The 18,392-nt window shown below is 47.9% G+C and carries 19 protein-coding genes; 4 read left to right on the forward strand and 15 right to left on the reverse strand.

What is annotated here, in order from left to right; genetic code table 11:
* Positions 1 to 52: 52 nt before the first annotated feature.
* From G9U52_RS06080 to G9U52_RS06135, 12 genes are all read right to left on the reverse strand, one after another.
* Complete coding sequence (locus tag G9U52_RS06080) at positions 53 to 1,255, reverse strand: glycosyltransferase (RefSeq protein WP_166147313.1); 1,203 nt, start codon at positions 1,253 to 1,255, stop codon at positions 53 to 55.
* Positions 1,252 to 2,715, reverse strand: a complete 1,464-nt coding sequence (locus G9U52_RS06085; RefSeq protein WP_207952820.1) for a flippase — start codon at positions 2,713 to 2,715, stop codon at positions 1,252 to 1,254. Before G9U52_RS06085 ends, G9U52_RS06080 begins: the two co-directional genes overlap by 4 nt.
* Before the next feature lie 2 nt (positions 2,716 to 2,717).
* Entirely contained in the window at positions 2,718 to 4,073 is a 1,356-nt protein-coding gene (locus G9U52_RS06090; protein ID WP_375790236.1) for a nucleotide sugar dehydrogenase, read from the reverse strand.
* Between the two features lie 5 nt (positions 4,074 to 4,078).
* On the reverse strand, positions 4,079 to 5,236 hold the full coding sequence (locus G9U52_RS06095) for a DegT/DnrJ/EryC1/StrS family aminotransferase (RefSeq protein WP_243767167.1): 1,158 nt from the start codon (positions 5,234 to 5,236) through the stop codon (positions 4,079 to 4,081).
* A 65-nt stretch (positions 5,237 to 5,301) separates the two neighbouring features.
* Entirely contained in the window at positions 5,302 to 6,339 is a 1,038-nt protein-coding gene (locus G9U52_RS06100; protein WP_166148177.1) for a Gfo/Idh/MocA family protein, read from the reverse strand.
* A 27-nt stretch (positions 6,340 to 6,366) separates the two neighbouring features.
* Positions 6,367 to 8,193: a polysaccharide biosynthesis protein gene (locus tag G9U52_RS06105; protein ID WP_166147318.1), complete on the reverse strand. Its 1,827-nt coding sequence runs from the start codon at positions 8,191 to 8,193 to the stop codon at positions 6,367 to 6,369.
* Positions 8,193 to 8,873, reverse strand: coding sequence for a CpsD/CapB family tyrosine-protein kinase (locus G9U52_RS06110; RefSeq protein WP_166147320.1), 681 nt, complete (start codon positions 8,871 to 8,873; stop codon positions 8,193 to 8,195). Before G9U52_RS06110 ends, G9U52_RS06105 begins: the two co-directional genes overlap by 1 nt.
* Positions 8,857 to 9,609 (reverse strand): YveK family protein, encoded by a 753-nt coding sequence (locus G9U52_RS06115; protein WP_166147323.1) that lies wholly within the window; start codon positions 9,607 to 9,609, stop codon positions 8,857 to 8,859. Before G9U52_RS06115 ends, G9U52_RS06110 begins: the two co-directional genes overlap by 17 nt.
* 89 nt (positions 9,610 to 9,698) lie before the next feature.
* Entirely contained in the window at positions 9,699 to 9,965 is a 267-nt protein-coding gene (locus tag G9U52_RS06120) for a PqqD family protein (protein WP_166147325.1), read from the reverse strand.
* Positions 9,962 to 10,756, reverse strand: coding sequence for a hypothetical protein (locus G9U52_RS06125; RefSeq protein WP_166147327.1), 795 nt, complete (start codon positions 10,754 to 10,756; stop codon positions 9,962 to 9,964). The genes G9U52_RS06120 and G9U52_RS06125 overlap by 4 nt, the downstream gene beginning before the upstream one ends.
* A gap of 67 nt (positions 10,757 to 10,823) precedes the next feature.
* Entirely contained in the window at positions 10,824 to 11,126 is a 303-nt protein-coding gene (locus G9U52_RS06130) for a helix-turn-helix domain-containing protein (RefSeq protein ID WP_166147330.1), read from the reverse strand.
* Positions 11,127 to 11,145: 19 nt separating this feature from the next.
* Positions 11,146 to 12,369: a glycosyltransferase family 4 protein gene (locus G9U52_RS06135; RefSeq protein WP_166147332.1), complete on the reverse strand. Its 1,224-nt coding sequence runs from the start codon at positions 12,367 to 12,369 to the stop codon at positions 11,146 to 11,148.
* 183 nt (positions 12,370 to 12,552) lie between these two features.
* On the opposite strand from G9U52_RS06135, the gene G9U52_RS06140 reads away from it, so the two are divergent.
* On the forward strand, positions 12,553 to 12,921 hold the full coding sequence (locus tag G9U52_RS06140) for a helix-turn-helix domain-containing protein (protein ID WP_166147334.1): 369 nt from the start codon (positions 12,553 to 12,555) through the stop codon (positions 12,919 to 12,921).
* 91 nt (positions 12,922 to 13,012) lie between these two features.
* Here G9U52_RS06140 and G9U52_RS06145 read toward each other — a convergent pair whose 3' ends face one another.
* Positions 13,013 to 13,204: a hypothetical protein gene (locus G9U52_RS06145; RefSeq protein ID WP_166147337.1), complete on the reverse strand. Its 192-nt coding sequence runs from the start codon at positions 13,202 to 13,204 to the stop codon at positions 13,013 to 13,015.
* 155 nt (positions 13,205 to 13,359) lie between these two features.
* Positions 13,360 to 13,776: a hypothetical protein gene (locus tag G9U52_RS06150; RefSeq protein WP_166147339.1), complete on the reverse strand. Its 417-nt coding sequence runs from the start codon at positions 13,774 to 13,776 to the stop codon at positions 13,360 to 13,362.
* A 227-nt stretch (positions 13,777 to 14,003) separates the two neighbouring features.
* On the opposite strand from G9U52_RS06150, the gene G9U52_RS06155 reads away from it, so the two are divergent.
* Entirely contained in the window at positions 14,004 to 14,201 is a 198-nt protein-coding gene (locus G9U52_RS06155) for a uracil-DNA glycosylase (protein WP_166147341.1), read from the forward strand.
* Between the two features lie 94 nt (positions 14,202 to 14,295).
* Positions 14,296 to 15,864, forward strand: a complete 1,569-nt coding sequence (locus G9U52_RS06160; RefSeq protein WP_166147344.1) for a glycoside hydrolase family 26 protein — start codon at positions 14,296 to 14,298, stop codon at positions 15,862 to 15,864.
* 161 nt (positions 15,865 to 16,025) lie between these two features.
* On the opposite strand, the gene G9U52_RS06165 is transcribed toward G9U52_RS06160, so the two are convergent.
* Positions 16,026 to 16,598, reverse strand: a complete 573-nt coding sequence (locus tag G9U52_RS06165; RefSeq protein ID WP_166147346.1) for a DJ-1/PfpI family protein — start codon at positions 16,596 to 16,598, stop codon at positions 16,026 to 16,028.
* Between the two features lie 328 nt (positions 16,599 to 16,926).
* On the opposite strand from G9U52_RS06165, the gene G9U52_RS06170 reads away from it, so the two are divergent.
* On the forward strand, positions 16,927 to 18,222 hold the full coding sequence (locus tag G9U52_RS06170) for a homocysteine synthase (RefSeq protein WP_166147348.1): 1,296 nt from the start codon (positions 16,927 to 16,929) through the stop codon (positions 18,220 to 18,222).
* Positions 18,223 to 18,392 lie beyond the last annotated feature (170 nt).

Here is an 18,392-nt window from a genome sequence, read left to right on the forward strand (position 1 = left end):
AGCTCTCATACCATCCACCTTTTTGTAAGTTAATATAGCGCTCCGTCCGTCCTTATTCCACCGCCTGTGGAACCTTCGCCACCAATCCCTCGTATAGCCTAATCAGCTTCTCGGCATTGGAATCGGCATCGTAATGCTCGAAGACATAGTCCTTCAATCGCTGGGCACGACCGGCGGCGTCCGTTCTTTTTATCCGCACATCCTTGATCGCCTGCTTCAGCTCCTTCACCGACTTCGCCGGGATCATGCTGCCCCGCCCCTCGCCCAACAGCTCGGGGATACCGCCAACATTTGTGGCGATCACTGGCGTGCCCGCTGCCCCTGCCTCGACCAGCACGGTTGGCAAGCCCTCGCGGTAAGAGGGCAGCACCAGCAGATCCGCTGCCGCCAAGTACAAGGGAATGCGCGTATTGGGCTGAACACCTGCGCTTACCATATGCGGCGTCTGCTTGACCTCATCCTCCAGCTCGCCCCCACCAACGAAGACACCCATGATCGAAGAGTCTCCTGAATGAAGTTCTTCGAGTGCTTTTAGCAGCTCGCGAATGCCCTTCGTCTCCAGCAAGTAGCCTATATACAGCACCAGGAACGCATCCTGCGGCAAACCGAGCTGCAGCCTGGCTTCCCTTTTGCTTGGCAAGGAACGGTAAGCCTTCAGGTTAATGCCCACCGGCTTCACAATCGGACGCACTCCGCTCACCACCTTCGTCCGGTCAGACAAGGCTTGGCTCACTGCAAGCACCGAGGTCGCGCCAGTGACGGCAGCACAGAAGCGCCGGCACGTCATCCTGTTAATTTCCGGATATACATTCACATCACTGCCGTGAAGCGTCAGGACGCTGGGCACTCCCCATATGCGGCTTAGATGCACGGCGCTTAGGCCGAGCGGAAAAGAGAAATGGGCATGGATCAGGTCCGGCTTTGGGAGATCCATTCGCAGTATTTTATTGCGGATCAGCAGATGGTCCGGCATCGCCAAATGATTAGCCTTCGGTATCGCCAAATAGCGCGGGCGATGAATCGTGACACCACCGTCCATATATTGCTCAGGTGTATGCTTGTATTGCTGCCACTTGGCGCGGAAGCTATCCATCATCGGTGGCACCCAAGGCACCGGAGCGATGACACGAATTTCAGCGCCCATCCGTTCTAAAGCATTGACCTCCGTTTTATGAAAAATCCCTCCTATTGGATCGCTAACCGATGGATAAGCCGGCGCTAGCCACAATACTTGAAGCGGGTTTTGACGTTTCATCCTACTGCCCTCACCTTCCTTCTGAAATATCCGGCTAACAGCTTCCAGTCATCCGGCTGAAGGATGATAAAGTTCAGGTAAGCTACGCCTGTTAATCTTTTGAAAATAACCACATAAATAATTGAGCTGATCGTATAAGTAGTCGAGGTAGCGATGGAAGCACCGATCATCCCGAAGCGGGGCACCAGCAGTAGATTCAGCAGCAGGTTACAAGAAACCGTAATAAAGGACACCTTCATGACGATTCCCGGCTTTCCCCTGCCTGAAAGATCATTGGCAATAATCCGTTCCAGTGAGCCTAAGATAATGCCGGGAAGCAATAGCTGCAGCGCTAACGCACCCACTGCATAATCCGCTCCAAACATCAGGTTAATGAACCAGCCCGACATGAAATAGAAAATAAGACCGCCAACAATCGATAATGCCAGTACGCAACGCCCTACAACCGAGGTTAGCCGATTACGTTCATCTTCACTATTCAGTGAAGAAATTTTGGGGAACAATACCATTGACACGGCTCTCGACAAAAACCAAAGCTGCTCCGCTACACTGACCGAAATTGCGTAAATCCCAACCGCCGCCGAATTGACGAATAAAGCAATCATCATTAAATCAGCTCTGTAGTTCAGAAAGGTAGCGATGTTGCTGAGATGGTTTTGAATCCCATACACCATGCTTTTCTTCAGATAGGCCACCGAAATATGGCTACCCTTCAACCGTAAGCCATAGCTGCTTCTAAGCAGGTACCACGTAATAAGCAGTGTGGTTACATGCCCTGACACTGTGCTAATGAGCGCTCCCATAATGCCTAAGTCCAGTACGATGACCAATAAGCACATCAACAGCAGCGTCAGCGACTGGCTTAAAAAAATGACGCCGGTCAGCCGCTTAAAGTCCTGCTTGCCTTGAAAAATACTTTGCAAAAATATATTCAAGAACAGCACAGGCAGCATCGACAAGCAAAGGAACAGCAGGCTGATGGGCGTGGCTCCGAAGAAGGCCTCCGAAGCCAACCAGATGATAACCGTCCCGACGAGCAAGGATACAACACTTAGTACCAAAGCGGCCATTACATTCGTCTTATAAATCGTTCCTAGCGATTCCTCCTTGCGGCCGATGTAGTAAACGGTTGAAACCTCGATGCCGAAGTTCAGGAACAGCATCAGCATCGTAGGCAGCAGGATCGCCAGCGAGAATATGCCCTGCCCGTCGGTGCCTAAATACCTGGCAGTCACCACCGCTGTCGCAAAGCCAATTGCGATACCGGAGAGCTGCCGGGCCACCGTTAAAAAGCTATTATGCAAAAATGCCTTATTCTCGCCTGACCCCCTTTGCCTTCTTCCTCTGGCAACCCGACTCTCCCTGATGATCTCGTTTAAGCCTGCGCCCTCACCACTGATCTCACTCACGCCTAAGCCTTGCCCGCTTGTTCCATTCAAGCCCACGCTTTTCCCTTCCATACTCACAGCAGGTAGTACTTGCCAAGTACCTCCATTCCCTTCATTGCATTTCGGGTATCGAACAGCACCGAGGCACTGCGGCGGATGACCTCGTAATTAAAGCTGGAATGATCCGTGGTGATAACGGAAATATCGGCCTTTTTCAAATTCGCCGAGGTCGCTGGGATGGAGGTGTACAACCGTCCTTGATGCTTGCATTTACTGATATGCGGGTCACTGTACATGATGACCGCTCCTCTTTTTTCAAGCTCCTCAATAATTTTAAGCACGGGGGATTCCCGGTAGTCCTCGATATCCTTTTTGTAGGATAGACCGAGCAAAAAAATCTTCGAACCCTTCAGCGACTTCTTTTCTTCATTGAGAATATGGCTGATCCGCTCTACAACAAACTCCGGCATGCTGTTATTGATCTCACCAGCAACCTCGATCAAGCGGGTATGGTAGTTGAATTCCCGTGCCTTCCAGGTCAGGTAAAAGGGGTCAATCGGGATACAATGCCCGCCAAGCCCAGGTCCTGGGTAAAAAGCCATAAAGCCATAAGGCTTGGTTTTTGCCGCATCGATCACTTCCCACACATTAATGCCCATCCGATTGCAAAGGATCGCCATCTCATTAGCCAATGCAATATTAATATTGCGAAAGGTGTTTTCGAATATTTTTTCCATCTCGGCTACATCGGGGCTGCTTACCTCATGGACTTCGCCATCCAGCACGGCCCGGTACATCGTAGAGGCTACCCGGGTACAATTAGCTGTGACGCCACCTACAACCTTAGGCGTGTTTTTGGTATTGTAGCTTTTGTTGCCGGGATCGACACGTTCGGGTGAGTAGGCCAGGAAAAAATCAATCCCGCATTTTAATCCCGATACCTCCTCCAAGGTAGGCTTAACTAATTGCTCGGTTGTGCCTGGATAAGTCGTGCTTTCCAAAATAACCAGCATGCCGGGACGCAGATATTTGGCGATGGCTCTTGTCGATAGCTCGACAAAGCTTGTATCCGGCTGCTGATAAATATCGAGCGGGGTTGGCACACAAATCGCCACCGCGTCCACTTCGCTAATGAAGGAATAATCCGAGGTTGCTTTGAGCCTGCCCTCCATCACCATGACGCGTAAGTCCTCATCCACTACATCGCCTATGTAATTGACCCCTTCATTAACCAAATCCACCTTGGTCTCTTGAATGTCAAAGCCGATGACCTCAAAGCCTGCCTTCGCTTTCTCCACGGCTAAGGGCAGGCCCACATAACCAAGGCCCACAACACCCACTACAGCCTTTTTTGCATGAAATTTGGCAATAAGCTGCTCCGCCATCAAAGAAATAGCTAATGCACTGCCCGTTAACGTCGCTGCTGTCATTGCGCTCATAGTAGCTCTCCCCTTTTCTCAAAAAAATCGTGGATGACGGCAATCACGTAAGCCTGGTCCTCTTCGCTCATTTCCGGATACAAGGGTAATGCCATCGTTCCTAGTGCCGCATGCTCCGCTACTGGCAGGCTGCCAGCCCCATAGCCAAGCGGCTCATATACTTGCTGTCGATGCAGCGGTACGGGGTAATAGCTCCCGGAGCCGATACCATGCGCAGCCAAATGCTGCAATAAGGCATCCCGATGTTCGGTATGGATGATATATAAATGGTAAATCACATACATGCCTTTCGATTCTATGGGTAATTTCAGCGGGGTTCTCCTTAATTCAGCGGTGTACACCAATGCTTTTTGCCGGCGCTTGCGGTTCCATTCATCCAGATGAGGCAGCTTGACCTTCAGCATAGCCGCTTGCAGCGAATCCAACCGGCTGTTATAGCCGATCATGGAGTGGTAATACTTGGGATTACTTCCGTGTACCCGCAATATTCGCAGCTTGGCTGCCAATTCATCATCATTGGTAATGACCATTCCACCGTCGCCATAGCCGCCCAGGTTTTTGGTTGGAAAGAAGGAAAAGCATCCGGCTGTTCCGATTGAGCCGATGGGCCGGTGTCGGTAAGCTGAGCCCATAGCTTGGCACGCATCCTCGATAACATACAGCTCATATTTCCGCGCCAGCTCCATCAGCTCGTCCATTTGGACCGGCTGCCCAAAAATATGCACGGGTATAACCGCCTTCGTCCTTGGTGTAATGGCGGCTTCGAGCAGCGCAATGTTGATGTTGTAGGTATCCGCTTCAATATCGATGAATACCGGCACGGCACCCACCTGCGAAATAACCTCAGCACTTGCGAAAAAGGTGAACGGGGATGTGATCACCTCATCCCCAGGGCCAATGCCAAGCGCATCCAGCGTCAATAGCAGGGCATCGGTTCCGTTAGCTACACCAATAGCATGCTTGACGCCACAATATTTGGCAGTCTCTTCTTCAAACTGCTTCACGGATGGGCCCATAATATAGCTGCCACTCTCCAGCACGTGGTTCATCGCTTGTTGAAGCTCCTCCTTTAAGGATGTATATTGCGCCACGGTATCAAGAAGGGGAACCTCCCTCTTTGTGTAATCATTCAAACCATGTATGGTCATGCTCATTAACGATCTCTCCCTTTGGAATAAATGTACGGTGATTTAAATGCGTGCAATCGGTTGTGCTAGCTTCAGTGAGCCGCACCCGGTTGTACGAAGCTCCGCGCCGTTGCATTCCGGTCTGCCGCCTCGTAGATGTCGAGTACCAGCTTCAGCGCATTCCGCCCATCCTCAACGGTGACAACCGGCTCCCGGTCTTCCCTAATGGCGCCGATCATGTCGCTGATGATCTGCTGATGCCCAGGAATGCCGTGTGGGTCTGCTTCGATTCTGCGGATTAGCTGCTCGTTGTCAGCTTGGACGCTATCCTCGAACGCCCAATGTTTAATCCAGCTTGCCGTTGGCCCGCCAATAACCGCCGTTCCCTTTTCACCAAAAATACTGAGCGATTCCTCATAATTTTTTGGATATATGGTTGAAGCTGCCTCGACCATACCAACAACTCCGCTTTCGAACTCCAGCAACGCAGCCGCCACATCCTCGGCTTCAATATCGCGCAGCCTAGTCGTTGTTAGGGCTTGGATATGCTTCACAGGACCCATTAGCCATAGCAGCAAGTCTAGGTTATGGATGGCTTGATTCATCAGCACCCCGCCGTCCATTGCTTTCGTACCACGCCACAAGGCTTGGTCATAATAAGCCTGATTCCGGTTCCAACGCACCGTTGCGTTTACATGGCTGATCGTCCCGAATTTACCCTGCTCAAGCATTTTTTTTAATTCTACGATGGCCGGACGGAACCGATTAGGATGCACGACCGCACACTTAACACCATTACGCAGGCAAGCCTCCTGAATCCGGGCAGCCGATTCCAAATCTAAAGCGACCGGCTTCTCTACAATAATATGCTTACCAGCATTAGCAGCCTGCACAGCCAGCCTTTCATGCAGCCCGCTTGGCGTACAAATATTGATGACATCAATCTTCGGATCATCGAGCATTGCACTATAATCGCTGTACCCGATTGCCCCTGTTTTTACAATAAAATCATCAAGAGAGATACGATTTGTATCACAGACCGCGTACAAATGCGCATCTTGGGCAAGCTTCATAGCTTTTGCGTGCTTATGGGCAATATGCCCGCAACCAACGATTGCAAAATGGATCATCACTAGCTTAAGCTCCTTTTAAATGGTTTAAGAAACATGCTCGTTTTGAAAGGTAGGCACTAAATGCTTTAAGCCGTCGCGAATGATGGTTGGATCCTCATCGACTAATTTCTCCAGCTGCTTGATCGCAAGCTCAAGGGAGGCACGGCTTAGATTTATAGGCTTGCCAATAAATATCCGCTTATGCTGCGTTGTAGCCAAGCCTTCCTCCTCCATTAATAGCTCCTCGTAGAGCTTCTCGCCAGGACGGATGCCGGTGAACACAATATCGATGTCGACATCGGATTCAAAGCCTGACAAACGAATCAGGTCCTTCGCCAAATCGACAATAAGCACGGGCTTGCCCATGTCGAGAATGAAGATTTCTCCACCTTCTGCGAACATTCCGGCTTGCAGGACAAGCTGTGCGGCTTCAGGAATCGTCATAAAATATCGAATCATCTTCGGATCTGTCACCGTCACAGGTCCGCCCATCGCAATTTGTTCCTTGAAGCGTGGGATGACGCTGCCTCTACTGCCAAGCACATTGCCAAAGCGCACCGCAACAAACTTCGTAGTGCTGCTGCTGTTCATGCTTTGGACATACATCTCGGCAATCCGCTTCGTCGCCCCCATCACGCTGGTTGGGTTCACGGCTTTATCCGTCGAGATCATCACAAACTTGCCGGCTCCATATCGATCCGCGCTGTCCGCCACATTTTTTGTGCCGAATACATTATTCTTAATCGCTTCCGAAGGGTTGCGTTCCATAAGTGGTACATGCTTATGTGCCGCAGCATGAAACACCACCTCCGGTCGATACATCCGAAACACCTCATCAATCCTACGTTCATCCTGGACATCGGCGATGACGGTTTCAAGCTTAAGTGTCGGGAAGCGGCGGCTTAGCTCCATTTCAATCGAATAAATACTGTTCTCGCCATGGCCTAACAGCAGTAGCGTCAAAGGATCGAACCTGGCAATTTGCCTGCATAGCTCCGAACCAATGGACCCGCCAGCACCTGTGACCAGCACCGTTTTACCTGTTATAAAACCGGCAATACCTCCTAGGTCCAGCTTTACCGGGTCACGCCCCAATAAATCCTCTACCTCTACATTGCGTATTTCGTTATAGGTCAGCTTCCCGGTAATCAGGTCATCGATACGTGGAATAATTTTTAAGCTCGCGCTGGTTGTTTTGCAAATTTCAATAATTTTGCTAATCTCTCTTTTGGACACCGAAGGCATAGCAATAATGATTTCATCAATTCCATGCTTCGCCACCACTTCGACAATTTTGTCGCGATTGCCCAGTACCGGAAGCCCGAAAACCTCCTGCCTATGCTTAAGCGCATTATCATCAATGAAGGCTACCGGATATACCTTGGAATCCTTGTTGCCCTTGAGCTTCTTGGCTACGGTTGACCCGCCGCCGCCAGCTCCGATAATTAACGCCTTCAGCTGCGTTGGGACAATCTTGCGGTAGCTATCGGCATAAATGCGCCAGGCAAAACGGAAACCCCCAAGCAGCAGCAGCGTCGTTTCAAAGGTTCGGACGAATACATGCAGCGGTACGATTCGGTTCGTGATTAAGCAAGTCAGAATGAAGGAGATCACGCAGCTCCAGATCGTGGCTTTAGTGATCGAGATCATTTCACCGATGCTGGCGTATTGCCAAATGCGATTGTAAAGCTTGAAATAAAACATACTTGCCGTGAAAACGACAGTCGAAACAAGGCATAAGGTCAAGCATTGCTGTAAATAAAAGCTCGGAATACGTTCATCGAAGCGGAAGTAATAGCTGGAATAAATGCTAATCCATACAATGACTAGATCGAATATTAAAAATAAAGATAATTTCTTCGAGTAGCTCATCACTTCACTCCATAATAGTAGTGAAAATCCTCATCGTACTTTTTTACGTTGTTCAGAGTCGCACCCAAAACTTTTGCACCTACGAATTCAAGCTGCTCTTTTGCTTTTTTGACGATACCGGCTTTAACTCTGCCGCAATTGATAACCATGACAACACCATCACATTGTGCAGCCAATATCTGGGCATCGGAGAACATGAGAACCGGCGGCGAATCAATAATGACCATATCGAAGGATTCGGCCAGCTTTTGCAGCAGATCCTTCATCCGATCCGAACCGAGTATTTCTGTAGGAAGTAAAGCAATCGTACCGGAAGCAATCATCGTTAAATTAGGAATCCCGGTATCCAATAAAGCCTCCTCTAAGCTGCACTGCTGCGCCAGCAGGTTCGATAAGCCTAGCCGGTTCGACTTCCCGAAAAAATGGTGCAACGTTGGTTTTCGCAAATCAGCATCAATAACGAGCACCCGCTTGTTGTCAAGCGCATAGGCGGTCACCAAGCTAGCTGTTGTCGTCGATTTGCCTTCACCCTTCTCTGCGGAGGTGACGAGCACGACCTTAGGTTCAGCCCCATCGGTCGAGAACTTAATGTTGGTACGCAGCGTTTTGAATGCTTCGGCTACCGAGGATTGCGGCAGCGATTGAATCAGCAGCGGATATTGCCTAGAGGACGGATGCATGGGTGGAACCTCCTACCTTTTTATTGGAATAAGCAGCACGGCTTGCCTTCATATCTTTCCTCTTCACTTTGGCGATAGCAGTCAGTGTCGGGATTCCCAGCTGCGCCCATATGTCTTCCTCAGATTTGACAGTATCATTGAAATATTCAAGTACAATAACAAGGCTAATCATGAATATTAGCGATGTTGCCATCGCAACCACCACATTGAAATACACTTTCGGGCTGATGGCCTCTGGGTTATCAATCATTTTGGCTTCATTCAGAATCACTACATTGTCTACCTTCATGATGCTTGTGATTTGCCTTTGAAATACAGTGGCAATGGAATTAATCAGCTTAACCGCATTCTCATGGCTTCCATCCTCGAAGGTTAGCATCATAATCGGTGTTTGTGGAACTGCACTGATCTTGACCTTCTTAATTAATTGCTCTGACGTATAGCCAAGAGTGGGGTTCTGCGCCGCAACGATGTCCATAATAGCAGGTGATTTGACAATTTCCTTGTACACATCGATCAGCTTGATGTTCAAGTTCACCGTATTATAATCGAGTGCCGGCAGACCCTTATTTTCCTCAATCTTGTTGACGATCAGCTTGGTAGATGCTTCATACGTAGGCTTCAACACATACTCGCTTAAGTAAAAGCTTACCCCGCAAGCAATCACTACCACCAACATAATAAGCCAGGCCCGTTTACGCAAAATCTTTAGAAAAAACTTCAAATCGAATTCCATATAAGTCCTCCAAACTTTATTTTTTCTTATGATACATATTGTATCATCGTTTACACCAAAAAACAATACATATTGTATCATTTATTGGATCACCATTTTTCAACCAACCCGATCTGTACTAAATGCTCCAGCAGCACCTCCACATCAGCTGCCGACGCTTCCATCACTGGATCTTTTTGTAAGCCAGCGAATAGGATAAGCTGGTTTACTGTCATGCTTTTGTACAAAAGAGACCATACCGAGCCTGCCGTATCATTCAGCTTTGTTATGGTATCGTTTTTCACCTGGATAATCACCCATTCTCCCTCGCACTCCACGGCTTGCGCCAAAGGACTTCTTTTGTATAACGTGCTCATACAATATGTTCCCAAAACGTGTCGTTTTGCTGGAAATTCAGTTGGGCGATCGGAACCTGCTCAGCAATCGTTTTGCTCATGACCAGGATCTTGTTAGACTCCCTTGTATCCGTCGGCCAATAAAATAAATGATTCAGCACCTGCAGAATCCCATCCGGCTTCCTTAGGGATAACCGCTGAACCTGATGTGACGGCTGTAATATGAAAATCCCTCCCAGACGCCTCTTGGCTCTTTCCTCTGTTGACTTGATTTCGCTACGAAATGGAGAATTAAATACTGTAATTTCCTGTTTGCGCACTCTAATAATCGTCACCTCGTCAGAGAGTACAAGCCGCGGCTGCGACAATTTGGCAACAGTCGATTTCCCTGTTCCCGATCGCCCCGCAAATGCATAAGCTTGGTTGCCCTCCTCCAAGCTGGATGCATGCAGCAGTAACCCCCATTCATGATAGATCACAAAGGAGCTGTACAGATTCAGCAAAGCGTGCTTGAGCGCAAATTCATCAAACATATAAATAGAAGCTTTCGTATGGGTGCGATTGACTCGAACGGTATAATCGGAACGCTTGTAGCATACAAAGTCGTCGTCTGCTACGACACGGACATCGTAGCTTTGAAACGGCTCACGGGCTTGCTCATCAATATGAACCAGCAGATCCGTGTCTTGTTCCCTAGCATGACCTTCTTCTTGATTCATATAAAACGTGCCCGTTATCCAATTAACGACCTGTTCCGACCAAGTCGTAAACCGAATCGAATGATCCCCTATGATCGTATGGATACTGTACATATAGAAGCCCTTTCTATCATAACGTTATTGCTCATTATGATACATATTGTACTTATGTAGCTTGCCGCTATAGTAGCCGATTCGAGTAAACCCAATGCCTAAAATGGACAATGTGGTAGCCTAACAGCCTGGCGGGTTTGGAGTTAGCCTGCGGATCCTCCTTGTGAATACGTCCGATTCCTCCCAATAAATAATCAACATTGACATAAAAAAAATCGGCTATATGCTTTAGGGTTTCAAAATCGGGCTCCCTCCGATTATTCTCATAATGCGATAAGGCAGCACGTGAAATCCCGATTCGCTCCGCCAGTTCCTCCTGAGTCAACTGCTTTTCTTCGCGGAGCAGACAAATGCGTTGACCATACTTCATATTTCTTGGCCCCTCTAACTCACATGTTTTCAATCATTCGGTATAGCTCTGGATACGTTTTCCGTCGGTCAAATCTGCTCTCAGCAAGCTTTCTTGAATTCGCTCCAAGCTGCCTGCCCGTTTGCCTCTGATGAAATAATAAAGCAATATAATGGGCGCAGTTCGTAAAATCGCCTGGTTTATAGTTGAAGCCAATATTCGAATTCGCAACTAAGTCCATCACCTCCTTATTTTCACAGCTATTGATCATTGGCAAGCCGGCAAATAAGAAATCACCGATTTTATTCGTTACACTAGCCAGCGCTCCCTTGGCTATCGCGTTGGCTGCAACATCAGAGCGAACCAGATAAGGCACCATATCCTCATAGGAGTGATGGCCCATAAACCTCACAGGTGCCTGTAATTGCTCGGCAAGCTCCTTAAAGCGTGCTTCATGGGGACCTGAACCAAAAATGTTAAGCACCACATTCTCATAGCCGGTACGCTCCAGCAACGAGACCGCCTTAATAACGGTTTCGATATCGTAGCTATGGCTTAACGTTCCAATGTAGGTGACCCAAAACTGCCCTAGTGGCTTCTCAACCGCAATTTCCCGGCAGGCACAGGCATCGAAATAAGCCTGGTCGGCACCGATGAATAGGCAATGGTACGCTTTGGCGTTCTGGTTCGCCGTTTTACCCCGTGCTACATACGTATCCGAGACGCCCACGATGTAGTCAGCCAGCTTATACACCTGGTTCGCATACGTGGTGAACGGTGAAACTAACAGCTTCAACCAAGGCTCTGGCAGCTTCAGCACGCTATTAATCGACTCCGGCCAAATGTCCTGGATGTCCAGAATAAACGGAATGCCTAGCCGCTTCGCATAACTCCCTGCCATTCGGGCTGCCCCCATTAACGGGTATGCTGCATACACCACATGTTCAGTTTGCTCTTTGCGTTCCAGGTATAGCCTGAGGTTGCGCTCAAAGCAGCGATGGCTTCGGATACGCTCCAAGCTTACATTACGGCTATAGCCCCGCTCCTCGATGAGCGTAAGCCTATAGGGAAGTGATGGCCCTATCCATCTCCCATTCTCGTGCTGGCGGAAGCTTTTCTCTGCGTGGGAGTAGTTGCTGGTTACCAGCTCCACCTCATGGCCCAATCTGGCAAGCTCTTCGGCAATATAGCGAAACCGATTAAAGCCTTTCTCACCAGGCAACACCGTGAAAGGAGCTATGATCAAAACTTTTTTAAGTGCCATGTATAAAACCTCTCCAATTGGAATAAAATAGGTTTAGATACATAATGTATCATTAAACAAAGATTACTATACATATTGTATCAAGTCAACCATTTTCGGCAAACCACTTTTATAGTACAATTAACTGAGTAATGAACATTTGGGTATGATGCTTAGGTGTAAGTGTGAGAGGAGTGGCATGAAATGAAGTATGGACATAGAATAGCAGGTCTTCGGGACGAAAAACACTTAACCCAAGAAGAGCTCGCCCATAAAGTAGGCATTACCCGCTCTGCTTTATCCCATTATGAAAATAATCGAAGAGAACCGGATTATGAAACCATCCAAAAGATCGCCGATTTTTTTCATGTATCTGTAGATTATTTAATGGGTCGCGACGAAGCCCCCAGCCAAACGCCCGACCCCAATGCCTCCGAGTTTGTCAGCCAATTGGAGCTATCCGACCAAGCAGTGCTGGACAAATTCGCCTTGATGATCGATGGAAGGGAATTAACTTCCGAGGAAGCGATGCGTTTTATTCATTTCATTCGCGCACAACGCTCATCCTCCTAGTCCTAGGCTGGGGAGCGCTGCGCAGCTATAAGCTTACCAGAAAAAATGAGCCCTCCTTCCAACTTGGAAGCAATGGGCTTTTTTGTTATGGCTAGCTGCAGGAGCTTATATTGATTTCCCTGTGATACGACTCTGTTATTACCTCTTGACTCTTGATAAAAGCGACCTCATTGTAGGCGTGATGGATGGGATTTAGCACCTTGGCTTCCTCCAGCTGCTTCATAGATATATGAAGCTCAGCTAAAACCGCACGTATATCAAGGGTAATTTTGGAATCTATCATTAAATTTCCACTCTCCATTTAAGTAGATTAATATAACAAGGAACGATGTTATTATAATGGAAACGTTTAAAAAAAAGTGTCACTTGATGGTAAGCATTTAAAAAAGTTTTCTATTATTTTTGTCGAAATCAAACAGATCAATAAATCTTTAGAAATTATCCAAGCAAGTCCAGCTTTTGCCCCTCCTTTGCCTTTTTTTCCAGGCTATATTCACTGTAGCTTTCTCTCCTCAACCTCATAAAGGGATGTTCCCTGTCCCTAATAAACCTGGCTTCATACATGTACATGCCATTAGGAAGCTGCAGACCGATCTGGTTCACCAAGATCCCCTGTAAACCGGGGCTGTCGTCTAGCCTTTCACTAAGCCGGAGCTCCCATATTAGCTGCTGGCCGCACGGAAGCAACAGATCGGTTTGTAAACGGAGTCCTTTGGCATGAATCCAAATGATATCCATATGGGCCCACTTGGAGTCAACCTGGCAGCCGTTGATCCGTATGATCTTCATCCTGCCTTCGTGTGCCACTCCCGGTATTCGCTGCAACTCCAATTCCAACTCCTTATCGGCATTCACTAGGGCTTGCTCCTTCCCTTTTTAATTGACATAGCTCACATAGATCAGATAAAATAAGATACATAACGTATCACAATTTATGATACATATCGTAACTAAAATTGTTACACGCTGCAATAGGAAGTTTTGTCGAAAGCTTGCAGGATAATGCAACCAGCCCATAGAACCAAACATACACAGCATTTTTATGCATATATAATAATAGAAAGTAGGAAGGTACTAACCCTATGCGTAACAAGAGCAACAACGAACAGCCTGTAGCCAAACCGATTAACTGTATAAAATGTGTTTATTATTATGTAACCTGGGATCCAGCCATGCCTAAGGGCTGTAAAGCCTTTGGCTTCAAAACCCGCGAGTTGCCCTCCGTTGTAGTCAAAAAATCATCGGGACATGCCTGCTTGAAATTTGAAGCGAAGCATTGAAGACAGAGCGAAGACTTTCAACTATCTATTGCTTTTTTCATGTATACTAAATGAGTACACCCAAGCAAAAGCTTATAGCTAAAGGAGGCTGCGAATGAAGAAGCTTTTATTGTTTTCTGCATGTTTGTTTGTAGGGGTTATTGTATATTGGGCGCAGCAGCGTTGGCAGACCGTTCCTTTAGCCTTACCCAAGCCCCCCACAGAGGCAGTGCCTACCAATACTACTTTGCCCTGGTGGGAGATGCAGATTGAGAACGCGGTCGAGAATAAGGAGTGGCGGCTAGCTGCAGACTACACGAGCAGAAAGGCCGCTTATCATAGAAGCGTCAACGAGCTTAACCAAGCCGAAACCTTGGACGCACTCAGCCGGCAATATGCGGATAATGATACGGATAAGCTGCCCTTGGTGTCCTCGGCAGAGCCCGTCGCGAGCCCGTCCAGCTATGCTACATTGGAAGCATTTGTAAGCGCGCCCACTACAGCGGCTGCCCAGCCTGCCAAGTTTGAGCCTGTGACGGGTGTTTACTTGGGCATGCTTGGTGCCGACAAGCGTGTTGGCTTCAACTGGAAGCAGATTGAACCTGTATATGGACGGACCCATGCGATGTATTTGACCTATGTCGGCTGGCGTAAGGTCCAGACGCAGACGAATTCCTATTTTCCGGTGCAGCAAGCCGAAAATGCGAAAGCGATGGGTGGCTCCTTGCAGATTGGCTGGGAGCCGCGGTATGGGCTGGATGATGTGCAGGATGATGAATATGTGCGGACATTCGCCAAGGAAGCCAAAGCTTCCGGCATTCCGGTATTTCTGCGGTATGCTTCGGAGATGAACGGGGCGTGGGTCCCTTGGTACGGCGAACCCGCCAAATATATTGAGAAATTCAGGCTTATTCATAAGATTATGAAGGAAGAAGCCCCTAATGTTGTAATGGTCTGGTCGCCTAACTTTATGCCCAGAGACAGCATCCACGATTATTATCCAGGAGATGAATATGTCGATTGGATTGGCTACTCCCTTTATGCTACTGGCGGCCCGCAAAGCGCTGTTAATGACAAAAGTGGCTTTCTCGACTCGTTCCGTCCTTTATACGATGCCTATCCCGGCAAGCCTATTATGATTTCTGAGAGCGGAGTATCGCATTTCAACCTGGTGAAAAATGTAAGCTACGAGCGCTGGGCAGAAAACCAGCTTGGCGATCTTTATGCGTATTTACCGAGGTTATATCCGAGGGTTAAAGCCATCACTTATTTTAACTTCAGCAAAGACAGGGCTGTGCGCAGTAACATGGATACGGTATACGATCTGGGCGAAAATGCATTCGCCGACCGCATCTACCAGCGCCTAATCCAAAGCGACCTTTACCTAAGCGAGGTGAAGGATAATGCCAACACGAAGGAAAGTATCACCTACAAACCGCTCGCCCAGGCCAGCAACCTGCAGGGTAAACGCAAGCTGTTCACTTATGTTTCTATGCCTTTTAGCGAGCAGCCTTTTGCTGTGAGCTATAGCCAAGCAGGCAAATCGCTTGGCGTATCCCACGAGCTGCCTTGGGAAATCGAGGTCGATTTCTCCAAGCTTGACCGCAGCCAGCCGATTACGATTACTGCCTTCAATCGCAGCATGGAGAAAATCGTCGAACAGCAAACGCAAGTGCCTCAGTAAGAGTCTAAGCTTGACGACTTTCCTTACTTTCCTTCTGGCGAACATGGGCAAGAGGGCTATAATACGATGAAAAACATCGTATTATAGCCCTTTTTGAGTTTTTTGAGATCTTGCGATGTTTTTGATCGTGAATATCAAGCGTTAATTTTGATAGTAATCCTTTATTTGTTCATAATATCTTTAAAGAGCTGCTCTTGTTCTTCATATTGGCCTTGATAAATATCCAAATAATCAAATATCTCAAAGGAGAAATCAACAAATGCGCGACCTTTGGCGGTAATGATATTTCGATCCTTTACAACCCTTTGATCGATATAATTCTCACGTGGAAAAGGGTTCTCTACGCCCAGCTTTTGTATCGCTTCTACGGAGCAAGAGGTCGTAAAGCTGTGATCGTTCAAAATACCAGCCCTGCCCAAATATTGTGGCCCGTTACATATCGCTGCAATCAGCTTTTTTTGCCCATCCAGCTTGAGAATCAGCTCGGTAAGCTCCGATTGCTGGCATCGGATCGGCCCGCCAGGAATAATCAGTGCTTCAATATCGTCAAGCTTCAGAGCTTCTGAGACTGTTAAGTCGGGCTTGTAGTTCAATCCAGACTCACTTTTGACAGCCTCGTAGGTGTAACCTGCCGATAGCACCTCTCGTTTGCCTATGTTTTTGATTTTATGAAATACCAAAGTAATCTCGAAGTCAGCAAAATCCTCAGTGATCAAACACACTATTTTCCCCATGCGATACCCCTCTTTCAATCGTTTCCTACTATTATCAGTGACCACTCTTCTCTATTCCAGTTTAGCAAAAAAATCGATACAAGGCGATTCAGGTAATCATCTATTTCTCTACCACTTACCGCAATCAGAACCACCATTCTATAAGCAGCTTACCATCCCTTTTAATTCATTGCCAAATATGAGAAGATAAGAAGGGATAAAACGTTTACATTGCGTTAAAACCAGCTAGAGCTTTCGCGCTCAAGTTTATTTTACCCGTTTCAGTTTCACTGTCGGTTTCAATTCATTTCAATCATTTCAGTTCATTATCATGAGGAGGAATTTATCAATGTCTGAGGAAAGAAAGCTTAATTTGGAAACCTTAGCGGTGCATGCCGGACAGGAGATTGATCCAACTACCATGTCACGTGCTGTGCCTTTGTATCAAACGACTTCCTACGGATTCCGCGATACCGATCATGCAGCCGATTTATTTGCACTTAAGGAATTCGGCAATATTTATACCCGCATCATGAATCCAACTACCGATGTATTCGAAAAAAGAGTGGCCGCGCTAGAGGGAGCCCCCGCTGCATTAGCTACCGCCTCCGGACAAGCCGCCATTACATACTCCATCCTGAATATTGCTGGAGCAGGCGATGAAATTGTATCGGCGGCCAGCTTGTACGGCGGCACTTATAATTTATTCGCTATTACATTACCAAAGCTTGGAATCAACGTAAAGTTCGTTGACCCTTCCAATCCTGAGCATTTTCGCGCTGCGATTACAGATAAAACCAAGGCGATTTTTGCCGAATCCATTGGCAATCCCAAAGGCGATGTATTGGACATCGCTGCTATCGCCGCGGTTGCGCATGAGCACGGAATCCCGTTGATTATCGACAACACATTCCCAAGCCCTTATTTATGCCGCCCCATCGAGCACGGTGCAGATATCGTTGTCCACTCGGCCACCAAGTTCATTGGTGGACATGGTACATCGATCGGCGGCATCATTGTAGATGGCGGTAAGTTTGACTGGGCGGCCAGCGGCAAATTCCCTGGGCTGACCGAGCCGGACCCAAGCTATAACGGCGTTGTCTACACCGCTGCTGTTGGGCCGATCGCTTATATTATTAAAGCGAGAGTCCAGTTGCTGCGTGATATGGGAGCATCCATCTCGCCGTTCAACTCCTTCTTGCTGCTGCAGGGTCTGGAGACGCTGCATCTGCGGATGGAGCGCCATAGCTACAATGCCTTAAAAGTTGCCGAGTTCCTTGAGGCACATGAGGCTGTAGAATGGGTGAGCTATGCTGGCTTGCCAAGCCATGCCTCCTACGAGCTGGCGCTCAAATATTTGCCTAAAGGCCAAGGTGCCATCATGACCTTCGGCATTAAAGGCGGGATTGATGCGGGACGTTCCGTAATCAATCATGTGAAGCTGTTCTCGCATTTGGCGAATGTTGGCGATTCGAAGTCGCTGATCATTCATCCGGCCAGCACAACCCATGCCCAATTGAATGAGCAGGAGCAGCTAGCTGCGGGCGTATCCGCAGGCATGATCCGCTTGTCGATCGGCACGGAATCGATTGACGATATTTTGTATGACCTGGACCAAGCGATCAAGGCCAGCCAGCTGGCGTAAGCGAAGCGGATTCAGCTCCTAACCCTGAAAACCTCCAGTTAATTATTCCCTTTAACAGGAGCTTTTCCAGCTAACTAATATTTACTAACTAGCTCGCATACTTCTGCACTTCTGCTATCCTTCGGAATTCTTTGCGGGTTCTCCCGTCTCGATTCCATCTTGAACGAATA

This window comes from Paenibacillus agricola (assembly GCF_011440305.1).
Taxonomy (GTDB): Bacteria; Bacillota; Bacilli; order Paenibacillales; family NBRC-103111; genus Paenibacillus_S; species Paenibacillus_S agricola.